Genomic DNA, 16,925 nt, shown 5'->3' on the forward strand with positions numbered 1-16,925 from the left:
GCATCGACCAGCCTCTCGCGCGTACGATCAAATGGCCCGTTGCCTCTTCCCGCACTGCACAACCTAAGCCTTTCCTGCGGCGAAACGAGGAAGACATGGCTACGGCCTTAACGAAACGAAACCTTTGCGAACGAAGCAGGCACGGGTCACCGAAAAAGGCCTCGCAAGCCGTATTCTAGCCCGAAATGCTGCCGAAAGCGGCAGAATCGCAGATATCACGTTCCTGATCCGGTGTGCGGCCGATCGGCCCGGATCGCCCGATTGTCTCGTTCCGGGGCAAGCTGGCTGTCGCCCGAGGAAGAAATAGCCTCAACGCCCGCCGAAAAATTCCGCGAGCACATCGGCCGCCTCGTCTGGCGCTTCGACATGGACGAAGTGGCCGGCGCTTTCGCAGAAGCTGATCCTGGCATCGTCGAAATGCTCGGGGACGAAAGCCGACCATTCCGATTTCAGGATCGGGTCGTGCCGTCCCCAGTGGACGCGCGTCGGCTGGTGAATCCGGACCGACGGCGTCGGGTGGCCATCGATCGCCGCCAGCCGGAGCGCATTCTGGCTGCGATACCAATCGAATCCGCCGCGCAGATTGCCGGGCTTCATGAAATTGTCGATCCAGAGTTCGAAGGCCGGTTCGAAGGCATCCTTGCGATGGGACCAATGCTCCAGGAAATGCCTGAAATAGAGCGCGCAGGTCTCACGGCTCGTCCCGACCAGCGCCTCGGCCAGTCCGAGCTGCTGGAAGGACTGGTACCAGACCTCGTTGACATGGCCGTGATGGACCCAAGCCCCGCCGACGCTCGCGGTCGGGCAATTGAAGAAAAGCAGCCGGTCGACGAGTTGGGGGTGCCGCCGCGCCAGCGCCTGGGCTGCATAGGCTCCGACATCATGCCCGACGACACCGACGGATTCGAGCCCGAGTGCGCCAAGCAGCGCCGCCATGTCGTCGGCATGGCTGTTGGCGCCGACATCGGAACGCGGGACTGCCGATTTCTCGCTGTCGCCGAAACCGCGCAGATCGGGCGCGATCAAATGGAATTGGTCATGGAGCCGGTTCATCAGCGGCAGCCAGGTCGCCCAGAATTCCGGCCAGCCATGAAGCAGAAGCACCGGCGTGCCGCCGGAGCCGATCTCGGCCACATGCAGCGTGGTGTCGCGCACCGCGATCTGCCGATGGCGCAGACCAGGCGGCGTGGCGAAATCGCTGGACATGTCGGCTCCTCGAGACTCAGGACGCGAAGGCTAGCGCCGGACGCGCCGCAGCCGCAATCGCAAGTGCTCCCGACCGCCCTGCTGCAACCAGGTTCTCCACAAGCGCTTGCCGGCCGTTCGTTCTCGGCAAGACGTCACATCTTTGGAGACCAGACCGGTGGAAACCGGGGCCGCATACGCCAGACGTATTGTTACAGGCGCGCGCAGCTGAACGCCTCAGTTGCCCTTGACGGCGCTCGCCGTCACGCCCGGATCGACCTTGAAGCTCGACGCCTCGATCACGGCCGTCCCGATCATCGTCTTCACCGAGATGCGGATCGGCACCATCATGCTGGTCCCGGCCACCGGCGCGAGCCAGGCGCTGATGTCCTTGTTCTCGGCCATGAATTTGGTGCTCGGCCGCAGCGCGCGATGCCCGGCGATCGGGACGTAGCGCGCCTGGCAGATCACGACCGGACCGCTATAGCCGTCCATCTTGACGTCGCGCGAACCCGAATAGCTCAGCTTGATGTCGTAGCGCGCGGCACCGTCGAAAATCGGCAAGGTGCGGTTGCAGGCATTCGCACCGCCCATCTTGCCCTCGACCGGCATGAGGAAAGCACTGATCGGATCGACGACATTGCGCTTGTGTTCGTCGTTCAGGGGCACCCGGTCGGCTCTGACGTCGATCGGCGGTGCGATGTCCACTGCGGCGACGCTGCCGCCGTCGAGCGCCATGCGCACGGTGCGACTCTCGCTCGAACTCGCCGAATTGACCGCGAAAGTCGTCGGCGTCAGCTTGCCGCGCGTGACCTCGCCTGTCGCTGCGCCCGAACCGCGCCCGCCGGTGAAGCCGCCGACCAGCCCGGTCAGCTTGGCGACGATGTCGATCTTGTAGCGGCTGCCGTCTATGCCGCCGCTGAGATTGGCTGTGCCCAGTGTCAGCCCCAGCAGCGAAACCTCGTATTTGGCGTCAAGCGACGCGGCTGCCGCTGGAGGCGCCGAAAGCGCCTGAAGAGCAATGGATGCGGCCAATCCTGCCAGGGACGACATGATGGCCGGTTTCATCCGTTCCTCCAGCTTGCGACGAGCACAACCGACATGCACTGCGAATCGGTCTGAATCGTGACGGCTTTCGAGGCGCTTGGCGAGACAATAAGCATGGGTCCGGCTCAATCTCGCCATCCCGTGGCTTGAAGCGCCACGGACGACTTCTCCTTGACGTGCCGGCCGGGCTTGGCTATGGGATCGCCACTCAATTTGACTTCCGGTGCTCATGTCCGGCACGTCGCGTGTCGGCGTTTTCGTTTGAGCGGCTCGGACCCAAGGGAATGATATCATGGCTCGCCGTTGCGAACTGACCGGGAAGGCCACCCAGACCGGCCACCTCGTCAGCCACTCGAACCGCAAGACGAAGACCGTCTTCCGGCCGAATCTGGTCAATGTCACGCTGCAGTCCGACGCGCTCGGCCGCTCGATCCGCCTGCGCGTCTCGGCCAACGCCCTGCGCACGGTGGATCACCGCGGCGGGCTCGACGCCTTCCTGGTCAAGGCTCCGGCCGCTGACCTCTCGACCGGCGCGCTGACGCTGAAGCGCGACATCGAGAAGAAGCTCGCCGCCGTCTGAGCGGACTTCTGTGTCTCGTCTGATTGAAGCGGCCTCTGGGCCGCTTTTTTCGTTTGTTTTCCCTTCTCCCCTTGCGGGAGAAGGTGGCTCGGCGAAGCCGAGACGGATGAGGGGTCGCGCCGCGATCTCCACAATCCTTCTGTTTCCAAGGGCACAGCGACCCCTCATCCGGCGCTGCGCGCCACCTTCTCCCGCAAGGGGAGAAGGCAACCGGCCCTTTACGCCAGCTCGAACTCCAGTAGCAAAGTCCGCTGCAGGAACGAGAAATTGTCGTCCGACACGAGCGTGACGATGGTCTTGCCGCCATCGCGGTGGACGCAGATCCCCTCCATGTTGTCGATCTCCTGGCCAAGATCGGCCTCGATCAGCACCGGCCCGTCGAGCAGCGCACCGGGCCTGAGGCTTGCCCCCGCGATCCGGCGGATGCGCATTGCGACGCCGCGCAGCGTCCGGTACCAGCGTTCCAGCAGCAGGATGTCGCCGCTGGCTAAGAAGGCGAGATCGGTGATGTCGAAACCGTCACGACGCGCGACCTGGAACAGGCCCGGCTGTCGCCCCCCGATGATGACGCCGAGCGTCGGCTCGGTATCGGAACCCGACCGTTCCGCAATCGCCACGACCGCACCCGCCAGCGCATGCCCGGCCGGCACGACACCGATCGCCTCCAGCCCGCGATTGTCGGGCAGGCGCTTGACCTCGCGCGGCGCCGGCACGATCCGCGCCCGCGCCTCGACGCCGTGGGCCGCCCAGTCGAAGCGCAGGATGTCATGCGTGCGCTCGACGCCGATATAGGCGACGCCGTCGGCGATCGTCAGGCTTTCTGTGTCGTAATAGCGCGAGCGATGCAGCGGCCGGCCGGAGCTGCCCAGGATAGGCGCAAGTTCCGCCCCGTCGAGGCCGACGATCCGCCCGTCCTGCGACCGCGCCTTCGCCGTGAGCCAGAAGCCGTTATCGGTAATGGCGACGAGATCGGTCCCGTCACCTGAGCGCCACAGGCCCGACAATCCGCCGAAGCGCGGATGGCTCCCGGTCAACACGAGTCCGCCGCGAAAGCGCATCAGGCCGAAACGCGTCTTGTCTGGATTGCGAGGCTCGAAGGATTTCAGCGGGCGCGCCGAGATCGTGATCGGAATGCGCGCAGGCTCCAGCGCTTGTGCATGAGCACCGGGAGCGAGGGTTAAAGCGCCGAGGCCAGTCAACGCCGCACGACGGGTCAGGCGCATGGACGAACCATGGCGTGCTTCCCTTCTCCCCTTGCGGGAGAAGGTGGCCGCGCAGTGGCCGGATGAGGGGTAGTGCCAACCTCTCCGGACAATGCAACCAAGACCCAGCGACGGGGAACGCAGCGCGACCCCTCACCCCAGCCCTCTCCCGCAAGGGGAGAGGGAGCCCGCGTAGTGCTGCGCATCTTCCTACTGCCGCCGCCGCGATCCGCGCGACTTCGTCGCCAGCCCGGCATCCTCCTCGAACAGCTCGGCGAGCTTCTCGGTCATCACGCCGCCGAGTTCTTCCGCATCGACGATGGTGACGGCGCGGCGATAGTAGCGCGTCACGTCGTGGCCGATGCCGATGGCGATCAGCTCGACCGGCGAGCGCGTTTCGATCTCCGCGATGATGTGGCGCAGATGCCGCTCCAGATAGTTGCCGGCATTGACCGACAGCGTCGAATCGTCGACCGGCGCGCCGTCCGAGATCACCATCAGGATCTTGCGCTGCTCGGGCCGCGCCAGGATGCGCTTATGAGCCCAGTCCAGCGCCTCGCCGTCGATGTTCTCCTTGAGCAGCCCCTCGCGCATCATCAGCCCGAGATTCTTGCGTGCCCGGCGCCACGGCGCATCCGCCGCCTTGTAGATGATGTGGCGAAGATCGTTGAGCCGCCCCGGCGCCACCGGCTTGCCCGATTGCAGCCAGCTCTCGCGCGAAAGCCCGCCCTTCCAGGCCCGCGTGGTGAAGCCCAGAAGCTCGACCTTGACGCCGCAGCGCTCCAGCGTCCGCGCCAGAATGTCGGCGCAGGTGGCAGCGACCGTGATCGGCCGGCCGCGCATCGAGCCGGAATTGTCGATCAGCAGCGTCACCACGGTATCGCGGAAATTGACGTCCGATTCCTGCCGGAACGAGAGCGGCTGATAGGGATCGATGATGATGCGCGGCAGGCGGGCCGGATCGAGCGCGCCCTCCTCCAGGTCGAACTGCCAGGAGCGGTTCTGCTGCGCCATCAGGCGCCGCTGCAAGCGGTTGGCCAGGCGCGCCACCACGCCCTGCAGATGCGCGAGCTGCTTGTCGAGATAGGCCCGCAGCCGCGTCAGCTCCTCGGCGTCGCAGAGCTCCTCGGCCGTGACGATCTCGTCGAATTTCTGGGTGTAAGCCTTGTAGTCGGTGACCGGGCGATCGTTCGCCTTGCCGTCGCGCGGACGCGGCGCCTCGCCCGCCTCCTCGGAATCGGAGGAATCGTCTTCCTCCTCCCAGTCGCCGGCCGGTGCATCGGACGCCTCGGACGCACCCTCCTGCAGCTCCTCGGTCGCGTCGTCGCTGACCTCGACCTCGGAGCGCTCGCCTTGCGATTCCTGTTCGGCCTCGCCGTCCTGCTGCTGTTGCTCGTCTGAGGACTGGTCCTGATTGTCCTCGTCCTGCTCGTCGTCCTGGCCCTGCGAGGTCTGCTCGGCCATGTCGAGCGAGGCCAGCATGTCGCGCACGGTCCGCGAAAAGGCGCGCTGGTCCTCGACCGATTTGGCCAGCCGGTCCAGATCGCCGCCGGCCTTGCTCTCGATCATGTCGCGCCAGAGCTCGACCAGCTTTTCGGCTGCCTTCGGCGGCTTCAGCCCAGTAAGCCGCTCGCGCACCATCAGCGCCAGCGCATCCTCCAGCGGCGCATCCGCCCGGTCGGTGATCTCCTCATAGCGCCCGCCGCGATGATAGCGGTCCTCAAGCATCGCAGTGATGTTGCCGGCCATGCCGCTCATCCGCCGCGCACCAACGCATTCGACCCGCGCCTGCTCGACCGCGTCGTATACCGCGCGCGCCGCATCGCCCTCGGGCGCGGCGCGGCGATGCACGCTGGCATCGTGGCAGGCGAGCCGGAGCGCCATCGAATCGGAATGGCCGCGCAGGATAGCGACGTCCTGCACGGTCAGCTTGCGCGGCGGCTCAGGCAGGCGAGCGCGCTCGCCGACGAGCGAAGGTTTGTCGGCGGCGAAGACGATCTCCATCTCCGGCTTGCGCGCGATCGCCTTCATCGCCGACGAAATGGCGCGCTTCAGCGGCTCAGCCGGCGCTTCCTTGGTCTGTCCAGGCTTGCGGTTGGAGAGGGTCATAGCGCCTTCGTGAAATGATGCAGTGTTTGTCCGGCTACCGGATAGCCCTCCATCCGGCCGCATTCGCGATAACCCAGGTGCGGGTAGAACTCCGGGGCCTGGATGCTCATCGTCCCCAGGAAGACGCCCTTCGCGCCGTGCTCCCGCGCCTCATGCTCGGCCTGCGCCATCAGCGCCTCGCCAAAACCACCGCCGCGATGCGCCTCGTCGATCCAGAGCAGATCGACATACAGCCACTCCCATTTCAGTTCGCCGACGAGCCCGCCGACGATGACGCCGTCTGCGTCACGCAGACTGATCGCGAGCGGCTTGGTATTGCGCGAGCCGACCTTCGCATGGTTATGCGCCGTCAGGCCGCGTAGAACCGCAGCGCGCGTCTCGTCCTGACTGGGCTCAACCACGATCGCGACCATCGTCATTTCTGCTCGCCTTGGCGCACTTCGAGACCATCGTGGAACTCAATTAGCTTTCGAGCATCGGCGATCTGAGCCTTGCCATACCTGCGGTAGTATTTTTCAAAATTTTTGACCTTCAAAAACTGAATATAAACCGATATTATAAGTATGCTTGCTAAAGCGACACTAAAAATCAAAGACATAAAAACAATAAATGGATACCCGTTCGAGAAAGAACGAATACCAAGCGTATCAAGGCCGTCAACGCGCTCGTTGATATTTCTAATACGACCATCAACGAGCAAAGCGCGCACTGAGTCTGAAGACGTTGCATCAAACTTTATCAACGTCACAGGAATAAAACTTGACGGATCAATAGGAGGCAGTACCATCCTGCCGTCTTTAAGTTGCTCGATCACCGCACCAGACAGCGGCGACGAACCATACCATCTAATAGGCTCGTGATCATGGCGGATGGCAATGACGTCCTTCTCGATCAAAAGTTCCGCGTTTGTCACCCGCACGTTTGACTTGTTGATCGCATCAAATCTCGTTATTTTAACAGCACCTATGTACGGCATAACCCCTAAAGACCCGAATGGTTCTGACTTCAATCCCTCCGATACTCTTTGAAAAATAGAGTTCTTCGAATTACCTAAAGACGTTTCTATATTCGATCTCTCGCCATAAACGCTGTTTTCGCGATAGGATTCAAACCCGTAAGGCACGAGCCACGCGAGCAAAGCCCCCAACAAAGTGAACCAAAGCGCGCGCCAATTTTCGATCATTGAAGCTCAGCTCAGCACGACGTTGACCGCGCTCTCGGGCAGTTCCTTGCCGAAGGAGCGCTGATAGAATTCGGCCACCAGCGTGCGCTCCATCTCGTCGCATTTGTTCAGGAACGTCACCCGGAAGGCGAAGCCGATATCGGTGAAGATCTCGGCGTTCTCGGCCCAGGTGATCACGGTGCGCGGGCTCATCACGGTCGAGAGATCGCCGTTCATGAAGGCGTTGCGGGTGAGATCGGCGACGCGGACCATCTTGTTGACGATGTCCTTGCCCTCCGGCGTCGCCTGGTAGTGCTTCGACTTGGCGAGCACGATCGCGACCTCGTTGTCATGCGGCAGGTAGTTCAGCGTGGTCACGATCGACCAGCGGTCCATCTGGCCCTGATTGATCTGCTGCGTGCCGTGATAGAGGCCCGAGGTGTCGCCGAGGCCGACCGTGTTGGCCGTGGCGAACAGCCGGAAGCAGGGATGGGGGCGGATGACGCGCTTCTGGTCGAGCAGCGTCAGCTTGCCCGACTGCTCGAGCACGCGCTGAATCACGAACATCACGTCAGGGCGGCCGGCATCGTACTCGTCGAAGACCAGCGCGATGTTGTTCTGCAGCGCCCAGGGCAGGATGCCGTCCTGGAACTCGGTGATCTGCTTGCCGTCCTTGAGCACGATCGCGTCCTTGCCGACGAGATCGAGCCGCGAAACGTGGCTGTCGAGGTTGACGCGCACGCAGGGCCAGTTGAGCCGCGCCGCGACCTGCTCGATATGGGTCGACTTGCCGGTGCCGTGATAGCCTGAGATCATCACGCGGCGGTTATGCGCGAAGCCGGCCAGGATCGCGATCGTGGTGTCGCGGTCGAAGCGGTAGTCGGGATCGAAATCGGGCACATGCGCTTCGGTCGTCGAATAGGCCGGCACTTCGAGGTCGGAATCGATCCCGAAGGTCTGGCGCACCGACAGCTTCATGTCGGGCAGGGCCGGGGCGGTCGTCGTCGTCATCTGGCTTGTCTCCGGGCATGGGACAGGTCCGGGAGAAGGACCGGTTGTCCCAGAAGCCGACCGAAAGGGAGGCGTATCGATCCTAACTAGAGCGAAAGACCGGCAGCGGCAATTCGCAAACCGCCGGGGCGGCAATTCGCACCGGACATGTCGGGCGGAGCAATGGGTGTGCCAAGTCCGGGCACCCGCGCCGTCACGATGGTCGGTTAATTCGCGCATCGAGCAGACCGGCGATTATCCGCGCGGATTTGGCGGCGCCCTCGCGATCGATTGCGACGGCGGCAGGCGCAATCCGCCCGATCATGCCGTCGATGGCTGCGGCAAGCCGCCCCGGCGTCAGAGCCTCCTCGCCCGACAGGAGCATGCATTTCGCCAGCCCGGCATCCGCCATCGCCTGCGCCCTTATCGCCTGTTCGGTCTCGCCCCCCGCATCGAACGGCACGACGATCGCCGGACGGCCCGCGGCCACGAGATCGAGCACGGTGTTGTAGCCGGCCTGGCTGATCGACAGCCCGCAGGTCGAAAGCAAAGCGGGAAAATCCGGCCGCGACCACTCGACCGAGACATGGCCGGGTGCAAAATCGCAAAGGCGATCGAACGCGTCTTGTCCAAGCCCCCTCCCCGCCAACAGCCGCCATGACCTGGCAGACCCCATCAAACGAGCGGCTTCTATACAAAGTGAGAACAAGGGCATGGCAGCACCCGACCCGCCGCCCGAAACGAGGATGTCGCCTCTTCCCCCAAAGCCCTCATCCTGAGGAGCGGACAAAGTCCGCGTCTCTGACGCGACCTCCTCAGGATGAGGGCTTTGAGCGACAGGCGGTCGTGTGCCTTCGAGATACCCTGTGTAGTGCAGCCGCCCCCTCAGTTCGCCCGAGACCGGCCACGATGCCTCCAGCGGCAGGAATCGCTCTTCGCCATGCACGAGAACGCCGTCGAAATGCTCCACCACGCGCCGATGCGCTTCGGCGACGCGGTCGGCACGCGGCGTCACCAGCACGTCGCGGATCGACGAGAGAACCAGCACGTTCGGATTGGCGGCTCTTGCCGCTGCGATCAGTTCCAGAAACTCGTCCGCCAGCTGCCGCCGCCCGAACGGGAAATGCTCGGTGACGACGACATCGGGGCGGAACTCACCCGCCAGCGCCGCCAGCATGGTCTCGCGCGTCACCCGCCGGCCCGGATCGATCGGCTCCCCCTGCTCGTCGAGCAGGTTGCGAAAATCCACGCCTTCGACTTTGACCGGCGGCAACTGGACGAAGGCGAAGGGCTCCCCGGCCATATCGCGAAAAGGCATACCCCCGCTCGCCAGCGTCACCTCGAACCCAGCGGCCGAGAGCGCCCGCGCCAGATGCATCGCCCGCACCAAATGGCCGCTGCCGAGCAGATGCGTGACCGCGATCAGAACCCAGCGCCTCATCGCCCAACGCCACCGGAGGCTGATTCGGAGAGACGCTGATGGAGTCGGTCGAAACCGGCCTCGGCGGAGAAATTCCGCGTCAGCCGCTCATGAGCCGCGGTACCCAGCGCGAGCCGGCGATCGGGAGAGGCAGCAAGCGCCGCCAAAGCCCGCGCCAGTGCGGCGACGTCTCCCGGCGCGACCAGCAGGCCCTCCACACCGTCGCGCACGAATTCGGGGATGCCGGCGAAATCGGTCGCGACGATCGGCAGGGCCTGGCTCGCCGCCTCCATCACCACATTGGGCAGGCCGTCGCGGTCGCCGTCGCCCGCCTGCTTCGAGGGCAGCACGAAGAGATCCGCCTCGCGCAGCGCCGCGATCACATCGGCCTGAGGCTTCGGTCCCGCCCAGAGGATGCGCGACGCCAGGCCGAGTGCCTTGGCCTGTGTCTTCAGCGTCTTCAGCTTCTCGCCGCCACCGATATGGACCAGCCGCCAGTGCAGCCCGGCCGGCAGCGCAGCGAGCGCGCCGAGAAGATCGTCGAATCCCTTCTTCTCGACGGCGCGGCCGATGGTGACGAAGCGCACCGGATCTACTGAATCCGAGCCGTCGCGCGGCGGCCGCGACGGCGGCACCGGAAAGCGGCCGAGATCGAGCCCGTGATAGACCAGCTCGACCTTCTCGCCCGCATCGGCCAGCCGCGACAGCTCGCGATGCCCGTCCTGCGTACAGGTCACGCCCCAGCTGCTAGCGGCAATCTTCTCACGCTTCTCCCAGTCAGGCGTCGTCCAGATATCCTTGGCATGGGCCGAGAACGACCAGCTCAGGCCGCGCAGCAACGCCGCATAGCGGATCACCGAGGCCGGCGTGTGCAGGTAATGCACATGCAGATGCGTGATCTCGGCCGGCAGCTCGCACGCCATCACGCAGGCCTGGCCGAAACGGCGCAAACGGTTGCGCGTCGGGTCGCGGGCAAGGTCGCGCAGGAAAACCGGCAGCAACCGCACGAAACCCGGCCGCAGCAGCGCCTGCAGAACGCCGCGCAACACCCGGCCGGGCTCCTCATGCAGATATTCCGGCAGATAGTTCACCGGCGCCGTGATCTGCCTGTGCATCAGATGGCGGTCGACATCGGTCGGCCGGCGCAGCGACCAGATCGCGAAAAGCAGGCCGCGTTGCTGCAGGCCGAGCAATTCCTGCGCGATGAAAGTCTCCGACAGGCGCGGATAGCCCTTCATCGCGATCGCGACGGTCGGCTCAGGGCTGACGCTCATCGCCGCCCGATCAGCATGAAGCGGGTATAGTTCTTCGTCGGCAGCGCGCCGGCGAACCAGGTTTCGCTCAGCCGCGCCTGGGCTTGAAAGGCCTCCAGCGACGGCACGCAGCTGCGATGGTCCGGCTCGCGGACATAATCGTTCGACTGGAGCAGGACCGGCAGGCCTGGCGGCAGGCTCGCGAGCCAGCCCGGTACGTCGTCGAGATGTTCGCAGCTCGTATTGATGACGAGGCCGGGCGCCGGCTGCTGCTCCGCGAAATCCAGCGCCATCATGTCGCCCGTGACGGCGCGAAAGCGTCCCGAGGCGACATGGCGGTGGTTCAGCATCTCGGCGACGGGAGCACAGCCGGGATCGATGTCGAGGCTGACGACCTCGGCGATCGAGAGCCTGCTGTCGGCCAGCAGCAGCGCGCCGAGCACGCCATACCAAGCACCCAGGACCCAGACCGGCCCCTGCGGCCGCGGCAGCACGTCAGCCAGCGCCTCGACCAGCCACTGCTTCGAGGCGATCTGCTTGTGGTTGACCGCAATCGAGAGATCGGGCGGCGCGCCCTTGCCGTACAGTCGCGCGATATCGGCGGCGACCGGATCGCGGGTCAGCGCCGCGACCCCGCGCAGGATGTCGAAAAAGGCCTCGAAAGGCTGTTCTTGTGTCATCTTATGTCATGGAATGCGGAGAAGGCGGCGGACCATAGGGCAAGCCGGCCGGCAAAAGCCAGTGCGGCACCGCTCAGGCCTTGGGATCATCCCGCTTCTTGCGGGGTTTCGCCGCCCGCGCAACAACAACTGGTGGATCGACGGGCGCCGGCTCGCCAGCCTCCTCGACCAGAACGGCCTCCAGCGCGGCTGGGGCCTCGGCGGCAGGGATCGTCACCGTCATGGCCGGCTCGTCGGCGACATCCAGCTCGTCGTCTTTCTTGGCCAGTTCGGGCGCGCTGGCAAAGCCATATGCGGTCAGCGGCTTCTCTCGCCCCTTGATGATCACCTTCAAGGGCGTCGTGCCGCGATAGCTGCGTCCCGTCGTGCGGATGGTTTCTTCGGACACGACGACATCGGCCAACACGCGCCGCGTCGCCGATTCGAGCTGGCTTGCGACCATCACGGTCTCGCCGACCGTGATTTCGCGCCGGCCCAGGCTGTCGCTCTCGATCGCGCCGATGATCGCCTGCCCGGTATGAACGCCGATGCCGATGCGTAGCGGCAGCGGCAGCGCCGCACCGAATTCGCGATTGAGCGCTTCGACCGCGCGCACGATGTCGCCGGTCGCGCTGATCGCCGCCTGGGCGGTGCGGGCGGGGCTGCCCTCCAGGCCGAACACGGCCATGAAACCGTCGCCGTAGAAGGAATCGATCCGGCCGCCATGTGCGGCGATCGCCTGCGCCATCTCGTCGAAGAACCGGTTCAGCAACCCCAGCAGCTCCTGCGGCAACTGCCGCTCGGACAGTGCCGAGAAGGCCCGCAGGTCGGCGACGACGACGGTCAGGCTGCGCTTGCCTACATTGGCATCGGGCGCGATCTCACGCGTCGATCCGGCCGTCAGCCGCGAGGCCAGCAGGATCTGGACCTGCAGATCGTCGCGCGGCCGGATCTGGCAAGCCAGCCTGACCCGGTCGGGCGCCGAAATCCGGCGCAGCAGCTTGGCTTCGTTGGGGGCGGGCGGCGGCAGCTTGTCGCTGCCGTCCAGCACCAGCACGCGGCAGGTGGCGCAGCGCGCGCGGCCGCCACACAAGGCGGCATGGGGAATGCCGAAGCGCCGGAACATCTCCAGCACGGTCAGGCCCGGCGTCAGCTTGCGCACGCCGTGGCCGACGAAGCGCACCGTGATATGCCGCGTCGTCCGGACCCGGATCTCACGGATCGCGACGAAGCCGACGAAGCCGGCGACGATGCCGTAGAACCCCGTCTTCGCCCAGATTACGTTCTGGTTGAACATCGCGACCGCAGAATCGGTATAGGTTTCGGGCGGCATCACCATGAGGGCAGCCTCGCGGCCGGCCACGGCAAAGCCGATCAGCGCCAGCACGGGGATCAGGATCGCGGCAAGCAGGAACGGGTCGCGCCAGCGCGCATAGCCGTCCCGGGAGCGCAACGAGAAATGCAGCCCGATGATCCCGTGCGTCCAGACCAGCAACAGCAGCAGGCTCTGCGCCGCGGCGAGATTCGGCCAGAGCCGGCGCAGCACGGCTGGATAGCTCTCGTCGAGCTCAAACAGGGACCCCATCACACGCGTGCCGACCACATGGTCGACGAGCAGGATCGGAATCGCTAGACCGAGCGCGATCTGCACCATCTCGCGCGCCGGCATCCGGAATGTCCGCCGCTGGGCGACCCGCAGCATGGCGAACAGCGGATGCACGACCATCGCTCCGTAGAGCGCCACGGTTCCGAGCCATGAGTGCCAAAGCCAGTAACGCCATTGCTGGACGGCCGCCATCGCCTCGACACCGGCGATGCCGACGGCATGATTGACGAAATGCGTGGTCGCGAAGACCAGCAGGACCATGCCCGACGCAAAGCGGATATCGCGGCTCCATGAGGAGACCTGGTTCATACCCGCGCCGAAGCCCGATCCGGATCGATTGACTCCGGCAGTCCCCGGCAGGCTCATTCGGCCACCTGCATCATCAATGGACGTCCTCGTTGTGCAGCACGAAATCCGCCAGACGGTAGAGCCGCGCCGCCAGATCGCGCGAGAGTGCGAGGCTGAAGTCGGGGATGGTTTCGAGAAGCTCGAAGAACAGATCCTTCGGCAGCCGCAGGGTCGTCACGTCGGTCTTGGCGGTGACCTCCCCGACATAGGGCTGGCCGCACAGGATCGGCACGTCTCCGATGATGCTGCCCGTGGCGAGGCGGAAGCGCTTGCTTCGTCCGTCTGGAGCTTCGTGCGAAAGCTCGACCTCGCCCTGCAGGACGACATACACCCCGTCGGGCCGCTCCCCCTCCGCGATGATCATCGTGCCGGCGTCGAAATGGAGCTTCTCTCCCATCAGGGCGACGAGCTTGAGCCGCGGGCCCGGCAGGGAACGAAACAGCGGAAACTGCTTCAGGCAGCCGATATCCGTTTCGAGCGTCATGATCGCGCCTCCATCCGTTCGCCGACGAAGGCGGCCGGCGACGGCTCGCCCGGCTCCTCCTCGTCCCCTTCGCTGTCGCCATCCTCGAACACGCCGGCAGACCCGTTGAAGACGATCCGCTCGGAAATGCCTTTCGCCAGGGTAGCATCGCCGAGAAGAAGAAACAGCGTCATCCCGGCACAATGGTCCCGCAAACGCGCGATGATCTCCTCCGGTGCGCTGGAGCTGGCGAGCAGACCCGCGATGTCGAGGACCGCGATCTGGGGCCGCTTGATCAGAGCTTGCGCCAGCGGCACCGCAAGCTTCAGTCTGACGGGGAGATAGCGTCCCCGCGTGCCGGCATCCGTGTTGAGCCCGATCCGGTAGAGTTCGCCTTCGAGGCCGGCGCGCGCCAGAGCCGCGCGCACGATCGCCGCGACCTTCCTGCGGGCATCGGCGATGCCATAACCGATGCGGCCGAACATCAGATTGTCCCGCAGGCTCGCGCCAGGCATCACCATGGCGGGATCGTAGAAGGCGACATCGTCGCGCGCATCGGCGGGCAGATGTGCCTTGAAGCTGGCCCGCGCCCGCAGGATGCGCTGCCGCAGCCGGTCGTCGAGCAGGTTCAGCCTGTGCTTGGGCTCGACATAGCCTAGCGCCAGCGCGACGAGGTCGCGCTCCGTTTCGGGATCGAGCGGGCTTCGCATGTCGTGCTTGTCGAGGACGGAAGCGAGTTCTGACAGCCGTTCGAAATCGAGATTGGCGCCGAAGGAATAGCGCTCGAACAAGACATGGCCCTGCGGCAGGCCGGCGAAGATTTCGACGACGGTTGCGACGATGCGCGACCCGACATCGACGAGCGGCTCGATAAGCGCCTCCGCCGAGAGGATGGCATGGGCATAGGACTCGAACAGCAGGGTCTCGTTGACGAAGCGCGGCCCCATCATGGCGCCGAAGATCAGGTTCTCCGAGATCGGGGCGTTGGCGTTGTAGCGCTCGGGATCGAAGGTCTCGATCAGGCCCGCGAGCTTGCTGCGGCGCAACTCCGCAGCCACGGCCTCCCGCGCCGCGACGATCTTCTCCTTGGCTTCCTGGTTCAGGGTGGCCAGGACCTTGCCGTCGAGACCGAGTTCATAGATGTCCTCCGCGCAACCCAGAACCTCGAGCACGGCCTTGATATGAACCTCGAGCGAGGCCGCGTCGGTCAGGCCCGCACCCTCGTAATCGGTCCAGTCGTCCGAAAATACGAACGGCGTATTGCCCGAACGGATCGCCTCGACGAATCGCCGATGCTCTTCGTGGGAAACCTTGTCCGTCGATTTGGCGTTCGGCCGGCGCCGCTTCAGTGGCAGCAAGATGTTGTCGCGCAGTGTCCCGGCGATGATCTCGGCCTCGCTGCCGGCATAGCCGATCAAATGGCTCGCCTGCTCGACGGACATCCGGGAAAGATTGAACCCATCGATCATGACCCTGCCGGTATAGGCCATGGCCTGTCGCCCGAGAATGCGACCCAGCACCTCGCGGGCCCCGCCATTTGGACCGATTACGGCAACGATGCTCGGCCGTGACAAGCGCAAGGACAGTGGCGAAAGCAGGGGCTGGCCGCGATTGTCCAGCATCTGCAAGCTGTCCAGTCGGATGGCGCCGCGCTCCGGCAGCCGCCTGACCCCGTCCGCCTCGTCGAGCACCACCGATTCCTCGGTGTTGAACTGCGCGATAACCTGCTCGTATTTGATCGTCACGTCGTTGCGCTGCTGGTCCCAATCGATCAGCTCCTTGATCGGCGGCGGCAGGTCGCGATAGGCGGCGATGACGGCGACGAGCTGGCCGATGTCCAGCCGGCCCTGCAGCGCGAAGAAGCCGCCGATCGCGTAGAAGAAGAACGGCGTGATCTGCGCCAGCAGGTTGTTGAGGAACTTGACCGCGAATTTGCGCTTGTAGAGCGCGTAGCGGATGTCGAAGAGCTGCCCCAGCCGCCCGGCGATGTCCGACTGGACATAGGTCGTAGCGCCATGACCCTGGATCGTCGGCCCGGCATCGACGATCTCGCCGATGCGCCCGGCAAGCGAGCGCGAGGCGATCTGGCGCTCGCGGCCGAGTCTGAGCTGCTCCTTGCGCAGGATCGGGATGATGATCGCCTGGGCCAGCACGATCAGCAATGCGATCGACCCCAGCCAGACGCTCTGCGCCATGATGAAGACCAGCGCCGTCAGCGCCTGACTCAGCAGGAAGACCGGCTGGATGAAAGCATCGCCGACGAAGCCACCGATCGGCTCGACCTCGTCCTTGATCATGCTGGCGACCTCGGCCGGTTTGACCGCGCGAATCTCCTCCGGCCGGAAGCGCATCAGCTGGCTGAACAGATCGTAGCGCATCCGCCTGAGCATACGCTCGCCCAGAATGCCTTTGCGCAGATTGATGACGTATTTGAAGGCGCCGTTGATCAGCACGAGCACCAGGAAATAGCCGCTCAGCCCGAACAGAAGCCCGAGCTGGTTGACCTGAAAGCCCTCGAATATCTTGAAGCTCGCTCCGCCCAGAAATCCCGGCAGTTGCAGCGTCAGGTCCATCAGCGTGACGGAGGTCTTGCCGCCCTTGAACGCGCCCCCCTGGATGGCGTCGTTGACGATCCGCTTGGGCACGTCGAAGGAGGCCCAGTTGAAGGGGATCGAGACAAGGATGATCAGCAGGACGAGGATCTGCTCGCCGCGGCTCTTCTGCCAGACATAACGGAAGAGGTTGGTCTCCACCCGGCGATCCTGATGCGGCGCAAGCGACGTGGGCACCCACGCCTCGACTTGCGGCTCTTGATCTGCAGCTCTTGATCTTGCAGCACCCCTATGTGTGTCAGCTTGGCCTGCAGCGCAATGAGGGCCGGCGGCACGCTCGTTGCGTTGT

The 16,925-nt window shown here is 64.9% G+C and carries 14 protein-coding genes; 1 reads left to right on the forward strand and 13 read right to left on the reverse strand.

All coding sequences use genetic code 11. The features are described 5' to 3' along the window. Positions 1–309: 309 nt before the first annotated feature. Together AXW83_RS17565 and AXW83_RS17570 are read right to left on the reverse strand one after the other, a co-directional pair. Positions 310–1,206 carry an alpha/beta fold hydrolase gene (locus tag AXW83_RS17565; RefSeq protein ID WP_082767208.1) on the reverse strand — a complete coding sequence of 299 codons (897 nt, stop codon included), beginning with the start codon at positions 1,204–1,206 and terminating at the stop codon, positions 310–312. Positions 1,207–1,422: 216 nt separating this feature from the next. Then, positions 1,423–2,253 (reverse strand): DUF3108 domain-containing protein, encoded by an 831-nt coding sequence (locus tag AXW83_RS17570; protein WP_082767209.1) that lies wholly within the window; start codon positions 2,251–2,253, stop codon positions 1,423–1,425. Between the two features lie 271 nt (positions 2,254–2,524). Here AXW83_RS17570 and rpmB point away from each other — a divergent pair, with 271 nt between their 5' ends. After that, positions 2,525–2,812 (forward strand): 50S ribosomal protein L28, encoded by a 288-nt coding sequence (rpmB, locus tag AXW83_RS17575; protein ID WP_066615509.1) that lies wholly within the window; start codon positions 2,525–2,527, stop codon positions 2,810–2,812. A gap of 218 nt (positions 2,813–3,030) precedes the next feature. Here rpmB and AXW83_RS17580 read toward each other — a convergent pair whose 3' ends face one another. From AXW83_RS17580 to AXW83_RS17630, 11 genes are all read right to left on the reverse strand, one after another. Then, entirely contained in the window at positions 3,031–4,035 is a 1,005-nt protein-coding gene (locus tag AXW83_RS17580) for an esterase-like activity of phytase family protein (RefSeq protein ID WP_066615515.1), read from the reverse strand. A 189-nt stretch (positions 4,036–4,224) separates the two neighbouring features. Then, a complete protein-coding gene (gene cobT / locus AXW83_RS17585; protein WP_066615516.1) occupies positions 4,225–6,123 on the reverse strand; it encodes a cobaltochelatase subunit CobT in 1,899 nt (632 codons plus the stop codon). Further along, entirely contained in the window at positions 6,120–6,542 is a 423-nt protein-coding gene (locus AXW83_RS17590; RefSeq protein ID WP_066615517.1) for a GNAT family N-acetyltransferase, read from the reverse strand. Before AXW83_RS17590 ends, cobT begins: the two co-directional genes overlap by 4 nt. After that, positions 6,539–7,306, reverse strand: a complete 768-nt coding sequence (locus tag AXW83_RS17595) for a hypothetical protein (RefSeq protein WP_156640157.1) — start codon at positions 7,304–7,306, stop codon at positions 6,539–6,541. The genes AXW83_RS17590 and AXW83_RS17595 overlap by 4 nt, the downstream gene beginning before the upstream one ends. 6 nt (positions 7,307–7,312) lie before the next feature. After that, positions 7,313–8,296, reverse strand: a complete 984-nt coding sequence (cobS, locus tag AXW83_RS17600) for a cobaltochelatase subunit CobS (protein WP_066615520.1) — start codon at positions 8,294–8,296, stop codon at positions 7,313–7,315. A 193-nt stretch (positions 8,297–8,489) separates the two neighbouring features. Beyond that, positions 8,490–9,716: a glycosyltransferase family protein gene (locus tag AXW83_RS17605; RefSeq protein ID WP_066615521.1), complete on the reverse strand. Its 1,227-nt coding sequence runs from the start codon at positions 9,714–9,716 to the stop codon at positions 8,490–8,492. Further along, on the reverse strand, positions 9,713–10,969 hold the full coding sequence (locus AXW83_RS17610; protein ID WP_066615523.1) for a glycosyltransferase: 1,257 nt from the start codon (positions 10,967–10,969) through the stop codon (positions 9,713–9,715). Before AXW83_RS17610 ends, AXW83_RS17605 begins: the two co-directional genes overlap by 4 nt. After that, on the reverse strand, positions 10,966–11,628 hold the full coding sequence (locus AXW83_RS17615; protein ID WP_066615529.1) for a hypothetical protein: 663 nt from the start codon (positions 11,626–11,628) through the stop codon (positions 10,966–10,968). Before AXW83_RS17615 ends, AXW83_RS17610 begins: the two co-directional genes overlap by 4 nt. A gap of 73 nt (positions 11,629–11,701) precedes the next feature. Continuing rightward, positions 11,702–13,522: an adenylate/guanylate cyclase domain-containing protein gene (locus tag AXW83_RS17620; protein WP_066615531.1), complete on the reverse strand. Its 1,821-nt coding sequence runs from the start codon at positions 13,520–13,522 to the stop codon at positions 11,702–11,704. Positions 13,523–13,595: 73 nt separating this feature from the next. Further along, positions 13,596–14,045 (reverse strand): cyclic nucleotide-binding domain-containing protein, encoded by a 450-nt coding sequence (locus tag AXW83_RS17625; protein WP_066615533.1) that lies wholly within the window; start codon positions 14,043–14,045, stop codon positions 13,596–13,598. Next, complete coding sequence (locus AXW83_RS17630; protein ID WP_066615536.1) at positions 14,042–16,777, reverse strand: ABC transporter transmembrane domain-containing protein; 2,736 nt, start codon at positions 16,775–16,777, stop codon at positions 14,042–14,044. Before AXW83_RS17630 ends, AXW83_RS17625 begins: the two co-directional genes overlap by 4 nt. Between the last annotated feature and the right edge of the window lie 148 nt (positions 16,778–16,925).

Source organism: Bosea sp. PAMC 26642 (assembly GCF_001562255.1).
In the GTDB taxonomy this organism is placed as follows: domain Bacteria; phylum Pseudomonadota; class Alphaproteobacteria; order Rhizobiales; family Beijerinckiaceae; genus Allobosea.

What these genes read in the sequence shown, in the direction of transcription:
- cobT (WP_066615516.1), bottom strand. Translation starts at nt 6,123, where the DNA reads ATGACCCTCTCCAACCGCAAGCCTGGACAGACCAAGGAAGCGCCGGCT.
- AXW83_RS17565 (WP_082767208.1), bottom strand. Translation starts at nt 1,206, where the DNA reads ATGTCCAGCGATTTCGCCACGCCGCCTGGTCTGCGCCATCGGCAGATC.
- AXW83_RS17620 (WP_066615531.1), bottom strand. Translation starts at nt 13,522, where the DNA reads ATGAACCAGGTCTCCTCATGGAGCCGCGATATCCGCTTTGCGTCGGGC.
- AXW83_RS17605 (WP_066615521.1), bottom strand. Translation starts at nt 9,716, where the DNA reads ATGAGGCGCTGGGTTCTGATCGCGGTCACGCATCTGCTCGGCAGCGGC.
- AXW83_RS17615 (WP_066615529.1), bottom strand. Translation starts at nt 11,628, where the DNA reads ATGACACAAGAACAGCCTTTCGAGGCCTTTTTCGACATCCTGCGCGGG.
- AXW83_RS17590 (WP_066615517.1), bottom strand. Translation starts at nt 6,542, where the DNA reads ATGACGATGGTCGCGATCGTGGTTGAGCCCAGTCAGGACGAGACGCGC.
- AXW83_RS17580 (WP_066615515.1), bottom strand. Translation starts at nt 4,035, where the DNA reads ATGCGCCTGACCCGTCGTGCGGCGTTGACTGGCCTCGGCGCTTTAACC.
- AXW83_RS17595 (WP_156640157.1), bottom strand. Translation starts at nt 7,306, where the DNA reads ATGATCGAAAATTGGCGCGCGCTTTGGTTCACTTTGTTGGGGGCTTTG.
- AXW83_RS17625 (WP_066615533.1), bottom strand. Translation starts at nt 14,045, where the DNA reads ATGACGCTCGAAACGGATATCGGCTGCCTGAAGCAGTTTCCGCTGTTT.
- cobS (WP_066615520.1), bottom strand. Translation starts at nt 8,296, where the DNA reads ATGACGACGACGACCGCCCCGGCCCTGCCCGACATGAAGCTGTCGGTG.
- rpmB (WP_066615509.1), top strand. Translation starts at nt 2,525, where the DNA reads ATGGCTCGCCGTTGCGAACTGACCGGGAAGGCCACCCAGACCGGCCAC.
- AXW83_RS17570 (WP_082767209.1), bottom strand. Translation starts at nt 2,253, where the DNA reads ATGAAACCGGCCATCATGTCGTCCCTGGCAGGATTGGCCGCATCCATT.
- AXW83_RS17610 (WP_066615523.1), bottom strand. Translation starts at nt 10,969, where the DNA reads ATGAGCGTCAGCCCTGAGCCGACCGTCGCGATCGCGATGAAGGGCTAT.